The following is a 12,558-nucleotide window of genomic DNA, read 5'->3' as shown; positions in this document are numbered from 1 at the left end:
TCTGACGGGGAGGACCGGGTCAGGCCGCCGACCAGTAGCTCTTCTCTTCGGTCAGTTCCGATCCTAGCGCCCGGTCGATGCGGCGTTTGATCGCCGCACGCTCGTCATTCTTTCGGTACACCGAGCGGGCGAGCGCGACGAAGGACGGGCCGAAGCGCGCCTCCACTTCCTCGGCACGGATCGCGTCCTCGATCTCCCACAGCGCCTCGTTCACGTCGCGCAATTCCCGGAACAGGCCGGCGACGGCCGCCTCGCGCAGCGCGCCCTCGCCGACATGGTGGAGCAGCTCATATTCGCGCACCACATTGGCGCGCGCGTCGGCTGCGGCGATCCGCTCGCGCTTGATCCCCAGGATCGTCAGCTTGTCGAGCAGTTCGCCCCATGACACCGGAATTGACGGGGCGGCTAGGCTGGCCATGGGACGGAGCTCCTGTGCGGCATGAGGATGGAGAGGTCGGCGATCACGTCGTCCAGCACCGCCGCCCAGTCGCCCGCGCGCGGCTGCGCGTAGAGGCGCATCGTCGGGTACCAGGCGCTGTCGCGCGCGCACGGCGACCAGCGCCAGTCGGGCTCGCTCTTCAGCAGCAGCCAGGTCGGACGTCCCATGGCGCCCGCCAGATGCGCGATCATCGTGTCGACGGTGACGACCAGATCCACTCCAGCGACCAGCGCGGCGGTCTGTGCCATGTCTAGCGGGCAGCCCGCGGGATTGAGGACCGGCAGTCGGGTCGGCGCGGCCGCCAGCGTAAGGCAGTCATACCGCGCGCACAGGGGCTGGAGCAGAGCTTCGGACACTTCGCGTTCCGGATCCCAGTCGCCAGCGCGGTGGCACAGGCCGATCGTGTCGGGCGGCAGCGCAGCGGGCAGGTGGGCGATATAGGGCGCGGCCAGGTCGGCGGGTGAGACGCCCAGCGCACAGGGCAGCTCGGTGATCTCGATGTCGCATTCGGCCGGGGGCAGCGGCCGGGCGGGGTCGAACGGCACGATCCGGTCCACGCCCAGACCGGCCAGCAGCGTCGCCAGATGCGGCTGCACTTCGAGCGTCACGAACCGTGCGCGCTCGGCCAGCACCGGCAGGTAGCGCGCGAACTGGATGGTGTCGCCGAGCCCGTGATAGCAGCGGACCAGCACCTCCCGACCATCGACCGCGCGACCGTCCCACACCCAGCGCTGGTGATAGGGGAGCGCCGGATCGTCGCGCGTCGCCGGGTCGCGGGCCGCGATCGTCGCCCGTTCCAGCGCCCAGGCGGCCTCGAAACGGCCTGCCCGCATGGCGTCGATCCACGGCGTCATCCTGCCCTCATGCGCTTACGAATGATGCGGGTGCCGGGCTGGTTCCGGACAAGTTCATTGATCTGGATCAATGATATAGCAGCCAGGGAACGGTGGAAATCACTGGACGTTCGCGTAACGATGTCCCGGTGATTTCCAGGATCGGGCAGTTGCGAGAAGGGGGAGCCGATGCCCGTTACCGAGGATGACGCGCTGCGGGCCGAGGTCGCCGCGCTGGCGCCATGGTTCCACAATATCGACCTGAACGGCATCCCGACCGCGCCCGATCATTTCCTGGGCGACTATCCCCGCGACAAGTTCGCCGGCTTCGCGCAGGTGCTGCCCGCCGATCTGACCGGCAAGTCGGTGCTCGACATCGGCTGCAACGCCGGCTTCTACTCGGTCGAGATGAAGCGCCGCGGCGCCGAGCGGGTGGTCGGCATCGACAGCGACGATCGCTATCTGGCGCAGGCGCGGCTCGCCACGCGCGCGCTGGGCTTCGACGGGATCGAGTTCCGCAAGCTCGACGTCTATCAGGTCGCGGAACTGGGGGAGCGGTTTGACCTCGTGATCTTCATGGGTGTGCTCTATCACCTGCGCCACCCGCTGCTCGCGCTCGACCTGATCCGCGAGCATGTCGCGGGTGACCTGATGCTGTTCCAGACGATGCAGCAGGGGTCCGATACGATCGCCGAGGTGGCGGAGAACCACCCGTTCTTCATGCCCGGCACCTATGACAAGCCGCGCTATTTCGACGATCCCGGCTATCCGAAGATGCACTTCATCGAGCATCGCTACGCCGACGACTGGACCAACTGGTGGGCGCCCAATCGCGCCTGCAGCGCGGCGATGCTGCGCGCGGCGGGCTTTGCAATCCTCGACAATCCGGAGCCGGAGGTCTTCCTCTGCCGCACCGCGCCCGTACCCTATGCGCAGTTCGGGCCGGCCGCCGTCTATCCGGCCAAAGGGGCCGCGGCATGATCGAAGCCGCGATGATCTGGAACGAGCCCAACAACCGCGCGCACTGGGACCGGGCACTGGACCCCGACGGCGCGGGTTTCGCCGATCTGGCGATCCGGGCGGGGCAGGCGATCCGCAGTGCCAATCCGGCGGTGACGCGGGTGCTGGGCGGGGTGTCGCCGATCGATCCTGCGTGGCTGGCGGACATGCGGGCGCGGGGCGTGCTGGATGCGGTCGATGCGGTCGCGGTCCATGGCTTTCCGGTCGACTGGAACCTGTGGCCGCTGGACGCCTGGCCCGCCAGGATCGCCGCGGTGGAGGCGGCGGTGCCCGGAATGCCGGTCTGGGTGACCGAGGTCGGCGTCGGCTCGTTCGGAGCCGAGGAGGTGCAGCTGTTCGGGCTGGAGCGGACCGCGCAGTTGCTGGTCGGGCGGGTGCCCCGTATCTTCTGGTACTCGCTGTTCGACCTGCCGATGACCTGGGGCGAGGACGGGCGCCACCGCGAGGCAGAGGGGTCGAGCTATTACCGGCACTTCTACATGGGGCTGATCCGCCCGGACGGCAGTCCCAAGCCGGCGCTCGACGTCTATGCCGCCCATGCCGCCGATATCGGCCTGATGCAGTGGTTCGATTTCGAGGATTCGCGGCTCGACGAGGCTGTCGGCTGGCTGCGGCGGCTCGGTACGCGGCGGGTGCGGACCGGGCTCAGCTGGGCCGACAGCTTCCGCCCCGGCGCGCTCGACTGGTTCGACCGGCAGATGGCGGCCCTAGCCGAGTTCGACGTCACCCTGACCTTCGCCTTCACGCCCCGGCACCTGGGGCTGGCGCCGCACCACGCCAGCCCGCCACGCGATCCGCAGGCGTTTGCCGACTTCTGCGCGGCGATGATCGCGCGTTACGCGCCATCGGGCGCGACGCGATCGCCTGTTCCCTTCACGGTGGTGGAGGGCGCGTCGCCCTCGCCGCTCGACTATGCCACGCGCAAGGACGCTGCCTGACCTGATGACTACCTCCTGGGCACAGGCGCGCGCCGGCGCCGCCGTCACGCCGGCTGACGCGATCGGCGTGCTGACCTTTCACGACAGCATCAACTACGGCTCCTACTGGCAGGCGCGCTGTCTGGTCGAAGGATTGCAGGCCCGGGGACGGCCGGTGGTGCTGCTCGACCATCACTCGACCGCGGTACGATCGGCCGAGCTGCGCAGCGCGTTCCAGCCCGACCTGCCCGCCCGCACCCCGCGCCGCCACCATCCCGCGCTCGGCCGCAAGGTGCGCGCCTTCGCGTCGGCGGTCGCGGCGCTGCCCCGCTCGGCCGCCTTCCCTCTTGATGCCCCTGCCGAGGCGCCGCCGGTCGACACGGTCGTGGTCGGCAGCGACGAGGTGTGGAATTTCGCCCATCCCTGGTACGCCGCCCGGCCGATCTTCTTCGGCGAGGGTCTGCGGGCGCGACGGCTGGTGTCCTACGCGGCCAGTTTCGGCAATCATGACGGCGGGCTCGACGCCGACTGGAGCGCGCGGCTGCGGCGGTTCGACGCCATCTCGGTGCGCGACGAGAACTCCCGCGCGATGGTCGCCGCGGCGCTGGGCGTCGAGCCTGCCATGGTGCTCGACCCCTGCCTGCAATTCCCGTCCGTCCTGCCGCCCGCGCCGGAGCGGCCGGGCGACTATGTCGTGCTCTATGGCCATGGTCTGCCCGACTGGTTCGTGCGCGCGGTGCGGCGCTGGGCCGAAGGGGCGGGCGTTCAGGTCGTGGCGGTCGGCTATCCCAGTCCGGTCGCAGACCGGGATCGCAGTGATGCCGGGCCGCTCGAGTTCGCGACGCTGATGGCCGGCGCGCGGGCGGTGGCGACCAGCTTCTTCCACGGTGCGGTCTTCGCGCTCCATTACGGCAAGCCGTTCGTCGCCGCCGCCTCGCCCTATCGCCGGATCAAGCTGGAGGGGCTGACCGACGCGCTCGCCGCGCGTCACCGGTTGATCGACGAGGCGACCGATGACGCGACGATCCGCGACCTGCTGGCCACGCCTGTCGAGGCGGAGACGCTGGCGCGGCTGGCGGCGGGGCGGGAGGTGGGCACGCGCTACCTGGACCGCGCGCTTGGCTGAGCCGACCCCTGCGGCGATCGTCGGTTCCGGACTGTGCATCGGCTGCGGCAGTTGCGGCGCCGATGCCGGCCGCGACATGGCGTGGGACCGCAATGGCCTGCGTGCGCCGGTCGGCGCGCTGGACATGGCCGGCGAGGCGTTCGCCCGTACCTGCCCCTTCTCGCCGCAGGCGCGCGACGAGGACGCGATCGCCGCCGCGCGCTTTCCCACTGCGCCGGTGGTCGACCCGCGCATCGGCCGGTTCGAAAGCGCCCATGTCGGCCATGTCGCCGAAGGGGATTTCCGCAGCGGCGGCAGCTCGGGCGGGCTCGTCAGCTGGGTCGCGAACGAGTTGCTGCGCACCGGCGCGATCGACGGTGTCGCGCACGTCGTGCCGACCGATGGAGCGGACGGCGTGTTCTTCCGCTACGCCATCTCGCGCAGCGCCGAGGACGTCGCGCGGGGTGCGCGCTCTCGCTACTTTCCGGTCGATCTGGCCGCTGTGATCCGCGAGATCCGTGCCACGCCGGGCCGTTACGCCATCGTCGGGGTGCCGTGCTTCATCAAGGCGATCAACCTGTTGCGCGCCGAGGATGCGGTGCTGGCCGAGCGCGTCACTCACCTGCTCGGCCTGTTCTGCGGTCACATGAAAAGCGCGGCGTTCGTCGACAGCTTCGCCTGGCAACTGGGTGCGCTGCCCGAGCAGGTCCGCGCGGTAGAGTATCGGCGCAAGGACGCCGGCCGCCCCGCCAACTGGTACACCGCGCAGTTGGAGCTGGCGGACGGCAGCGTGCGCGACCGCGACTGGTGGCATCTGGCCGATGGCGACTGGGGAGCGGGCTTCTTCCAGGCATCGGCATGCAATTGGTGCGACGACGTGGTCGCCGAGACCGCCGACATCGCGTTCGGCGATGCGTGGGTCGAGCCCTATGCCTCGGACGGGCGCGGCACCAATGTGGCGATCGTCCGCTCGCCCGAACTGCGCGACATGATCGCGGATGGGGTGCGGGGCGGCAGGCTGTCGCTGGAGGCGGTCGATGCCGACTTCATCGCCGATACCCAGGCGGCTGGGCTGCGCCAGCGGCGTGAGGGACTGGCGTACCGGCTGACCTGGCCGCGATCGGGGATCACGCCGCGCAAGCGGGTGGCACCGGGGCGGGGTGATCTCGGCTGGCGGCGGCGGCTGATCTACCGCGCGCGCTACGCCATCTCACGCGACAGCCACTGCATGGCGCGGCTGGCGAGGCGAACCGGGCAGTCGTGGCTCTACGTCCGCTGGGCCGCGATGATGCTCGGCCTTTATCAAGGGCTTGCTTATCATCGCGGCTGGGCGGGACGCCTGTTCGACTGGCTGGAGCGGCGGCGGTGAATTGAATGTCACAACGCTCCTTCGCCCCTCCCCTTCACGGGAGGGGCTAAAAGCACTCCGGAACCCTAGATTGCGCCGGTGCCGCCGTTCGCGCCGAATGCACTACCAGTCGTGAAGCTGTTGCCGCCTTCCGCCAGCGCGACGTAAAGTCCAGCCAGTTCAGCGGGTTGGCCGGCGCGACCGAGGGGCGTGTTCTGGCCGAACTTGCCGAGTTCGCCGGGCAGCTGTCCGCCCGCGACCTGCAATGGCGTCCAGATCGGGCCGGGTGCGACCATGTTGACGCGGATGCCCTGCTTGCCGAGCTGCTTGGCCAAGCCCTTGGTAAAGATCAGGATCCCGCCCTTGGTCGTGGCATAGTCGAGCAGCTCCTCACCCGGATCGACCGAGTTGACCGAGCCGGTGTTGATGATCGCCGCGCCCGGCTTCATCAGCGGGATCGCCGCCTTGCTGAGCCAGAACATGGCGTACAGGTTCGTCTTCAGCGTGCGGTCGAACTGCTCGAAGCTGATCTCCGCGATCGACTTTTTCGACTGCTGATAGGCGGCGTTATTGACCAGAATGTCCAACCCGCCCAATTGCTTCGCCGCCTTGCCGGCAAGGCCGGTGGTGAACGCCTGGTCGGTCAGGTCGCCCGGCAGCAGCACCAGCTTGCGACCCTCTGCACGCAGCAGCTTCGCCAGATCCTGCGCATCGGGTTCCTCGGTTGGGTAATAGTTGATTGCGACATCGGCGCCCTCCCGCGCGAAGGCAATCGCGGCGGCGCGGCCGATGCCGGAATCGCCGCCGGTTATCAGCGCCTTGCGTCCCTGCAACCGGCCAGAGCCGCGATAGCTCGCCTCGCCGCAGTCGGGCACGGGCTGCATCTCGCGCTGGAGCGCGGGCCATTTCTGCCGTTGTTCGGCAAAGGGCTGGTCGGTGTACTTGGTCTGCGGGTCGACCGGAGCGGCGGCCTGGGCGAGGGCAGGGGCGGCACTGGTGGCGAGGCCGGCGACGGCGGCGCCCTTCAGGACGTCACGGCGGTTGGTGGTATCGGTCATGGCATACTCCCGTTTGGCGACGAAGCGTTTGGCCGCGCGAATGTTTCCCTGACTGATCCAAGTTAAGTGGCGGATTTTACAGCGGAACAGACCGCATCGGCGTTCGCTTGGTCCCGGCATCCAGCATCAGGAGAAGCCGATGGGCGACCTTGCCAATGCGCAGAGCGACGACGCGCCGCTCGCCAATTCCAAACGCAGCGAAGCGGCGGCCGAGGCGGCCGCGCAGATCCCGGAGGGGCGCGGCGATACGATCGTCAACGCTGCCGTGACCATCAATAAGCCGGTGGCCGAGGTCTTCGGCTTCTTTCGCGACTTCGCGAACCTGCCGCGATTCATGGAGAATATCGAGCGGATCGACGTGATCGATCCGCAGCGCTCGCACTGGGTGGTCAAGGCGCCGGCCGGTGGATCGGTCGAGTGGGACGCGCGGGTGACCGAGGAGGAAGCCGACCGGCTGATCGCCTGGACCAGCGAGGATGGTGCCGAGGTGCCCAATTCCGGCCGGGTCGAGTTCCGCGATGCCGGCACGCGCGGCACGGTGGTGACCGCGACGATCCTCTACGATCCGCCCGGCGGCGTGATCGGCAAGGTGATCGCCAAGATGTTCCAGCGCGAGCCCGCAATCCAGGCGCGCCGCGACCTGCGCCGGTTCAAGCAGCTGCTGGAAACCGGCGAGATCGCGACGCCCGCGATGAACGCCAAACAGTTCGAGGAGATGGGGCTGTGAAAGCACTGGCCTGGCACGGCAAGCACGACGTCCGCATGGACACCGTCGACGATCCCGGCATCGTCAACCCGCGCGACGCGATCATCAAGGTCACCTCGACCGCGATCTGCGGATCGGACCTGCACCTCTATGACGGCTATATCCCGACCATGAAGGCGGGCGACGTGCTGGGCCATGAGTTCATGGGCGAGGTGGTCGAGGTCGGCGCGCAGTCGACCCTGAAGAAAGGCCAGCGCGTCGTCGTGCCCTTCACCATCGCGTGCGGCAGCTGTTACCACTGCGGCAAGCATCAATATTCGGCCTGTCCGAACGGGTTGCCGGCGGACAATCAGGATATCGCGCAGGAACTGTACGGCCACGAGATGTCGGGCCTGTTCGGCTACAGCCACATGACCGGCGGCTATGCCGGTGGCCAGGCGGAATATGTTCGCGTGCCGTTCAGCGACGTCGGCCCGCTCGTGATCCCCGACGGGGTCGAGGACGACAAGGTACTGTTTTTGTCCGACATCCTGCCGACCGGCTGGCAGGCGGCGGAATATGCCCAGATCGAGCCGGGCGATACGGTGGCGGTATGGGGCTGCGGCCCGGTCGGGTTGTTCGCGGTGCAGTCGGCATTCCTGATGGGCGCCGAGCGGGTGATCGCGATCGACCATTTCCCGCACCGGCTGGAGCTGGCGAAGCGCTTCGGCGCCGAGACGATCAACTTCGAGGAATCGGCAACCTACGACGCGCTGATGACGATGACCGGCGGGATCGGCCCCGACGCGGTGATCGACGCGGTCGGGCTGGAGGCGCACGGCCTGTTCGTCGACAATGTCATCGACCAGATCAAGGCGTCGACCTTCCTCGGCACCGACCGCCCGCACTCGATCCGGCAGGCGATCATCGCGTGCCGCAAGGGTGGGCGGGTGTCGATGCCGGCGGTCTATGGCGGCTTCGTCGACAAGTTCCCGCTCGGCGCCTTCATGGAGAAGGGGCTGACGCTGAAGACCGGGCAGACGCACGTCCAGCACTACATGCCCGCGCTGCTCAACGCGATCATGGAGGGCAAGATCGACACCGAGTTCCTGATCTCCCACCGCATGCCGCTGTCCGAGGCGCCGGAGGGATACAGGATGTTCAAGGACAAGCAGAACGAAGTGACGAAGATCGTGCTGAAGCCGGGGCTGGACCGGGTGGCGGCGTAGCATTCCGTCATCGCCCCTATTCCGTCATCCCCGCGAAGGCGGGGATCCAGACGCGCTGACCTCACCGCATGAGCCGCAACGTCAGTGTTTATGGATCCCCGCCTTCGCGGGGATGACGAGGTGGGATGCGGGGATGATGTGAGGGTTGGGACCCGAAGATACTGGATCCCCGCCTGCCCGGAGACACATAATGCAGGAGAAACACCATGGCCGATAAGTTCGCGATCATCACCGGTGCCTCGACCGGTATCGGGTTCGAGCTGGCGTCGCTCGCCGCGCAGGACGGGTACGACATCCTCGTCGTCGCCAACGAACCGCTGATCGATGCCGCGGCGGATGACTTCAAGCAGTTCGGGACCGAGGTGCGCTCGGTCGAGGCGGATCTGTCGACCCTGGAAGGGGTCGATGCGCTGCTGGCCGCCACCAATGGGCGGCAGATCGACGTGCTCTGCGCCAATGCCGGCAAGGGGCTGGGCCACGGCTTTCTCGATCAGTCGGTGGACGACTGGCGGCGGGTGATCGACACCAACATCACCGGCACGCTCTATCTGCTGCACAAGGTGCTGCCGGCGATGGTGGCGCGTAACGACGGCAAGGTGCTGGTGACCGGATCGATCGCCGGGTACATTCCGGGCTCGTTCCAGGCAGTGTATAATTCGTCCAAGTCGTTCATCGATTACTTCACCGACGCGATCCGCAACGAGCTGAAGGAGGCGGACGGCGTGACGATCACCACGCTGAAGCCGGGGCCGGTCGATACCGAATTCTTCGCCAGCGCCGACATGCTCGACACCTCGGTCGGCCAGTCGGAATCGAAGAGTGATCCCGCCAAGGTCGCGCGCGACGGCTGGGAGGCGATGAAGAAGGGCGAGGCGTCGATCTTCTCGGGGTTGAAGACCAAGATCCAGGGTGTGCTGGCGAACGTGACGCCGGCGTCGGTGCTGGCCGAGCAGCATCGCAGCATGGCGGAGCCGGGGTCGGGCAAGGAATGAAATTCGTCATTCCCGCGAAGGCGGGAATCCAGACACGCTGACGTCACGATACTATCAGCAGCGCTAGTGATTCTGGATCCCCGCCTGCGCGGGGATGACGATCTGGGGAAAGACCTAGCCCGCCGGCAACCGGATCGTCACCCGCAATCCGCCATCGCTCGCCATGGTTAGCGAGCCGCCGTGCAGCTCGATCAGTTCCCGCGCGATCGGGATGCCGAAGCCGTGGCCATCGCCGCGCTCGTCGAGGCGGCGGCCGGGACGGGTGGCTTCGGCCAGGAGCGCGGGCGGGATGCCGGGGCCGTCGTCGGCGATGGTGACGACGGCCTCGCGTCGATCGGCGGTGGCGGTGAGGGTGACGCGGCCGGCGGCGTGGCGCCAGGCATTGTCGAGCAGGTTGCCGAGCAGCTCTTCCAGGTCCTGACGGTCGCAGCGGACCGCAAGGGCCGCAGTCACGTCGGCGGCGAAGGTGACGGCGCGGTCGGCATGGATGCGGGCGAGCGCGTCGGACAGGTCGGCGACGACGGGGGCGAGCGCGATGGCGGGGGTCGCCATGTCGCCGAGACTCGCGGCACGGGCGCGGCCGAGATGGTGGCGGATCTGTGCCTCGATCCGGTCTAGCTGCGGCGCGAAGGCAGGGCCGGGCAGGTCGAGGCGCAGCGCGGCCAGCGGGGTCTTCAGGCCATGGGCGAGGTTGGCGACATGGCCGCGCGCCCGCTCCAATGCGGCGTGGTTGCTGTCGATCAGCGTGTTCAGCTCGGTGACGATCGGTTGCAGCTCGGTCGGCAGGGTCAGGTCGATGTGGCGGCGGCGGCCGGCGCGGACCTCGGCGAGCATCTCCCGCAGGCGGTCGAGCGGGCGCAGGCCGACCCGCAGCTGGACGAGCGTCGCGGCGGCGAGCAGCGCCCCGAGAAGCGCGAGCATGATGAGGAGCGGGGCGAGCGCAGTGCGGACCGGACGCTCGATCATCCGGCGCGGGACGGCGACCGCGACCCGCGCCTCGCCCGCGATGGTGGGGATGCGCAGCCAGCGGCCATGGACGCGGCTGCCGTCGGCCAGCCGCGTGTCGAAGGGGGCGGCCTCGGTGCCGGGCGCGGGTGGCGGCGGCGCTTGGGGGCGGGGGGCTTCGGGGCGGTGCGCGTCGGGAGGCGGGCGGTCGTGAGGGCGCGGCGCGGTGAGCGGGACGATCGGGCCGAGGCGGGCGGTGCCGACCGTGCCGCGCGGCGTCTCGATCCGCCACGCCGCGCCACGCGCGACCTGCGCGGCGACACGGTCGGCGAGCGGGCGGTCGATACCGCCTGCCGGGGTGACCGCCGCGGCAAAGGCGGCGAGCCGGTCGTCGAGCCGCTCGTCGATCGTCGAGGTGACGTAGCGTTCGAGGACATGGGCGATGCCGAACCCGGCTACGACCAGCGCGACCAACGTCGCGGCGGCGGCGATGGCGAGCAGGCGGCCGCGCAGCGATTGCGGCATCATGCGGGCGCACCTGCGGTCAGGCGATAGCCGCGGCCGCGTACCGTCTCGATCCGGTCGGCGCCGATCTTGCGGCGCAGCCGGCCGATGATGACCTCGAGCGAATTGGAATCGACGTCGGCATCGCCCTCGTAGACGCGCTCCAGCAGGTCCATGCGCTCGACCACCACCTCGGCCCGGAGCATCAGCGCGGACAGGACACGCCACTCGAACGCGGTCAGCTTCAGGGGCAGGCCGTCCTGCTCGAACTGGCCGGTCTGCGCGTCGAAGCTCAAGGGGCCGCAGCGGATGACGCTGGCGGCGTGGCCGGCGGCGCGGCGGACGAGCGCGCGCAGGCGCATCACCAGCTCCTCGACGCGGAACGGCTTGGTCAGGTAATCGTCGGCGCCGGCCTTGAAGCCCTGCACCTTGTCCGACCACAATTCGCGCGCGGTGAGGATCAGGACCGGCATGGTCCGCCCCTCGCGCCGCCACTCGGCCAGGATCGACAGGCCGTCGCGGGTCGGCAGGCCCAGGTCGAGGACGACCGCGTCATAGCTTTCGGTAGAGCCGAGATGGCCGGCATCCTCGCCGTCGGCGGCGACGTCGACGGCGAAATGCTGGGCGCGCAGCGCGCGGGCGGTCGCCTCGCCCAGGGCGGGATCGTCCTCGACGAGCAGCACGCGCATGATGTTGGCCTCTCCCTGTCCGTCATCCCCGCGCAGGCGGGGATCCATAAACGCTGTGGCTTGCGGCTGGAAGCGCAGCGTCGGCGTGTCTGGATTCCCGCCTGCGCGGGAATGACGATGCTGCCTAAACCGAAACTGAACCGCACGGTTCAGCGGGGGACGGGCGGGCGCGCGTAGAAGGGCGTCACCAACAACGGAGATACCCCCATGTCCCTTCCCTTCAATCTTACCCGGCGCGGCACCTGCGCCGTCGCCGCGGCGGCGCTGTTCGTGGTCGGCGGGGCCGGCGGTGCGCTCGCTGGCAAGGCGTTCGGCCCAACGGTCGAGATGGCGCCGATGCGGCCGACCGCGATCCGCGCGCTGACCGCCGGCGACGATATCGTCACGATCCGCGGCCAGGTGGCCGAGGTGTTCGGCAACAAGTTCGTCGCCAGCGACGGCAGCGGACGCGCGCTGGTCGACCTGGGCCGAGCCGGTGAGGACAAGGCGCTCGTCGCGCCCGGCCAGACGGTGAGCGTGCAGGGGCGGTTCGACCGCGGGATGCTGCGCGCCTCGTTCCTGGTCGATGCGACGAACAAGGTGCTGCCGCTGGGGCCGGCGGGCGGACCGGGCGAGCACCGTGGGCCGGGTGGTCCCGGCGGTCCGGGTCGCCACGGGCCTGACGGTCCGCCGCCCCCGCCCCCGCCCCCGGCCGACGGCGCCGCTCCTCCCCCGCCGCCGCCCGCCGGTGGCGCGGCACCGGTGGCTCCGCCGGCCCCGGTCGCGGCCCAGCCGACACAGGGCTGATCGTGTCA

13 protein-coding genes are annotated in these 12,558 nt (G+C 69.4%); 8 read left to right on the top strand and 5 right to left on the bottom strand.

Going from position 1 to position 12,558, the window contains the following annotated elements; genetic code table 11:
• Positions 1-19: 19 nt before the first annotated feature.
• Complete coding sequence (locus Q5H91_RS10935; RefSeq protein ID WP_305173441.1) at positions 20-418, bottom strand: DUF6165 family protein; 399 nt, start codon at positions 416-418, stop codon at positions 20-22.
• A complete protein-coding gene (locus Q5H91_RS10930; protein ID WP_305173440.1) occupies positions 406-1,293 on the bottom strand; it encodes a glycosyltransferase family 9 protein in 888 nt (295 codons plus the stop codon). The genes Q5H91_RS10935 and Q5H91_RS10930 overlap by 13 nt, the downstream gene beginning before the upstream one ends.
• A gap of 168 nt (positions 1,294-1,461) precedes the next feature.
• On the opposite strand from Q5H91_RS10930, the gene Q5H91_RS10925 reads away from it, so the two are divergent.
• The 4 genes from Q5H91_RS10925 to Q5H91_RS10910 are packed head-to-tail and all read left to right on the top strand — an operon-like array spanning position 1,462 to position 5,683.
• Positions 1,462-2,253 carry a TIGR04290 family methyltransferase gene (locus tag Q5H91_RS10925; RefSeq protein ID WP_305173439.1) on the top strand — a complete coding sequence of 264 codons (792 nt, stop codon included), beginning with the start codon at positions 1,462-1,464 and terminating at the stop codon, positions 2,251-2,253.
• Entirely contained in the window at positions 2,250-3,230 is a 981-nt protein-coding gene (locus Q5H91_RS10920) for a glycoside hydrolase 5 family protein (RefSeq protein ID WP_305173438.1), read from the top strand. Before Q5H91_RS10925 ends, Q5H91_RS10920 begins: the two co-directional genes overlap by 4 nt.
• A 4-nt stretch (positions 3,231-3,234) precedes the next feature.
• Entirely contained in the window at positions 3,235-4,335 is a 1,101-nt protein-coding gene (locus tag Q5H91_RS10915) for a polysaccharide pyruvyl transferase family protein (RefSeq protein WP_305173437.1), read from the top strand.
• The gene (locus Q5H91_RS10910) at positions 4,328-5,683 is read left to right on the top strand and encodes a Coenzyme F420 hydrogenase/dehydrogenase, beta subunit C-terminal domain (protein ID WP_305173436.1); all 1,356 of its coding nucleotides are present in this window, start codon (positions 4,328-4,330) and stop codon (positions 5,681-5,683) included. Before Q5H91_RS10915 ends, Q5H91_RS10910 begins: the two co-directional genes overlap by 8 nt.
• A gap of 65 nt (positions 5,684-5,748) precedes the next feature.
• On the opposite strand, the gene Q5H91_RS10905 is transcribed toward Q5H91_RS10910, so the two are convergent.
• The gene (locus tag Q5H91_RS10905) at positions 5,749-6,720 is read right to left on the bottom strand and encodes an SDR family oxidoreductase (protein ID WP_305173435.1); all 972 of its coding nucleotides are present in this window, start codon (positions 6,718-6,720) and stop codon (positions 5,749-5,751) included.
• Positions 6,721-6,859: 139 nt separating this feature from the next.
• Here Q5H91_RS10905 and Q5H91_RS10900 point away from each other — a divergent pair, with 139 nt between their 5' ends.
• The 3 genes from Q5H91_RS10900 (at position 6,860) to Q5H91_RS10890 (ending at position 9,626) form a co-directional block, all read left to right on the top strand.
• A complete protein-coding gene (locus tag Q5H91_RS10900; protein ID WP_305173434.1) occupies positions 6,860-7,447 on the top strand; it encodes an SRPBCC family protein in 588 nt (195 codons plus the stop codon).
• Positions 7,444-8,634 carry a zinc-dependent alcohol dehydrogenase gene (locus tag Q5H91_RS10895; protein ID WP_305173433.1) on the top strand — a complete coding sequence of 397 codons (1,191 nt, stop codon included), beginning with the start codon at positions 7,444-7,446 and terminating at the stop codon, positions 8,632-8,634. Before Q5H91_RS10900 ends, Q5H91_RS10895 begins: the two co-directional genes overlap by 4 nt.
• Positions 8,635-8,840: 206 nt before the next feature.
• Positions 8,841-9,626, top strand: coding sequence for an SDR family NAD(P)-dependent oxidoreductase (locus Q5H91_RS10890; protein WP_305173432.1), 786 nt, complete (start codon positions 8,841-8,843; stop codon positions 9,624-9,626).
• A gap of 114 nt (positions 9,627-9,740) precedes the next feature.
• Here Q5H91_RS10890 and Q5H91_RS10885 read toward each other — a convergent pair whose 3' ends face one another.
• Together Q5H91_RS10885 and Q5H91_RS10880 are read right to left on the bottom strand one after the other, a co-directional pair.
• A complete protein-coding gene (locus Q5H91_RS10885; RefSeq protein WP_305173431.1) occupies positions 9,741-11,099 on the bottom strand; it encodes a sensor histidine kinase in 1,359 nt (452 codons plus the stop codon).
• Complete coding sequence (locus tag Q5H91_RS10880) at positions 11,096-11,764, bottom strand: response regulator (RefSeq protein ID WP_305173430.1); 669 nt, start codon at positions 11,762-11,764, stop codon at positions 11,096-11,098. Before Q5H91_RS10880 ends, Q5H91_RS10885 begins: the two co-directional genes overlap by 4 nt.
• Positions 11,765-11,971: 207 nt before the next feature.
• Between Q5H91_RS10880 and Q5H91_RS10875 the strand changes: the two genes are divergently transcribed.
• Positions 11,972-12,550 (top strand): single stranded DNA-binding domain-containing protein, encoded by a 579-nt coding sequence (locus Q5H91_RS10875; RefSeq protein WP_305173429.1) that lies wholly within the window; start codon positions 11,972-11,974, stop codon positions 12,548-12,550.
• Positions 12,551-12,558: the final 8 nt, after the last annotated feature.

The organism is Sphingomonas aurea (genome assembly GCF_030678875.1).
Taxonomy (GTDB): domain Bacteria; phylum Pseudomonadota; class Alphaproteobacteria; order Sphingomonadales; family Sphingomonadaceae; genus Sphingomonas; species Sphingomonas aurea.
Note: the sequence above shows the minus strand (reverse complement) of the source record. Positions and strands in the feature narration are given on the sequence as shown.

Bases quoted from the DNA above. Each gene is read 5' to 3' on its own strand.
- Q5H91_RS10900 (WP_305173434.1), top strand. From the start codon at position 6,860: ATGGGCGACCTTGCCAATGCGCAGAGCGACGACGCGCCGCTCGCCAAT.
- Q5H91_RS10930 (WP_305173440.1), bottom strand. From the start codon at position 1,293: ATGACGCCGTGGATCGACGCCATGCGGGCAGGCCGTTTCGAGGCCGCC.
- Q5H91_RS10875 (WP_305173429.1), top strand. From the start codon at position 11,972: ATGTCCCTTCCCTTCAATCTTACCCGGCGCGGCACCTGCGCCGTCGCC.
- Q5H91_RS10890 (WP_305173432.1), top strand. From the start codon at position 8,841: ATGGCCGATAAGTTCGCGATCATCACCGGTGCCTCGACCGGTATCGGG.
- Q5H91_RS10935 (WP_305173441.1), bottom strand. From the start codon at position 418: ATGGCCAGCCTAGCCGCCCCGTCAATTCCGGTGTCATGGGGCGAACTG.
- Q5H91_RS10915 (WP_305173437.1), top strand. From the start codon at position 3,235: ATGACTACCTCCTGGGCACAGGCGCGCGCCGGCGCCGCCGTCACGCCG.
- Q5H91_RS10880 (WP_305173430.1), bottom strand. From the start codon at position 11,764: ATGCGCGTGCTGCTCGTCGAGGACGATCCCGCCCTGGGCGAGGCGACC.
- Q5H91_RS10885 (WP_305173431.1), bottom strand. From the start codon at position 11,099: ATGATGCCGCAATCGCTGCGCGGCCGCCTGCTCGCCATCGCCGCCGCC.
- Q5H91_RS10905 (WP_305173435.1), bottom strand. From the start codon at position 6,720: ATGACCGATACCACCAACCGCCGTGACGTCCTGAAGGGCGCCGCCGTC.
- Q5H91_RS10920 (WP_305173438.1), top strand. From the start codon at position 2,250: ATGATCGAAGCCGCGATGATCTGGAACGAGCCCAACAACCGCGCGCAC.
- Q5H91_RS10925 (WP_305173439.1), top strand. From the start codon at position 1,462: ATGCCCGTTACCGAGGATGACGCGCTGCGGGCCGAGGTCGCCGCGCTG.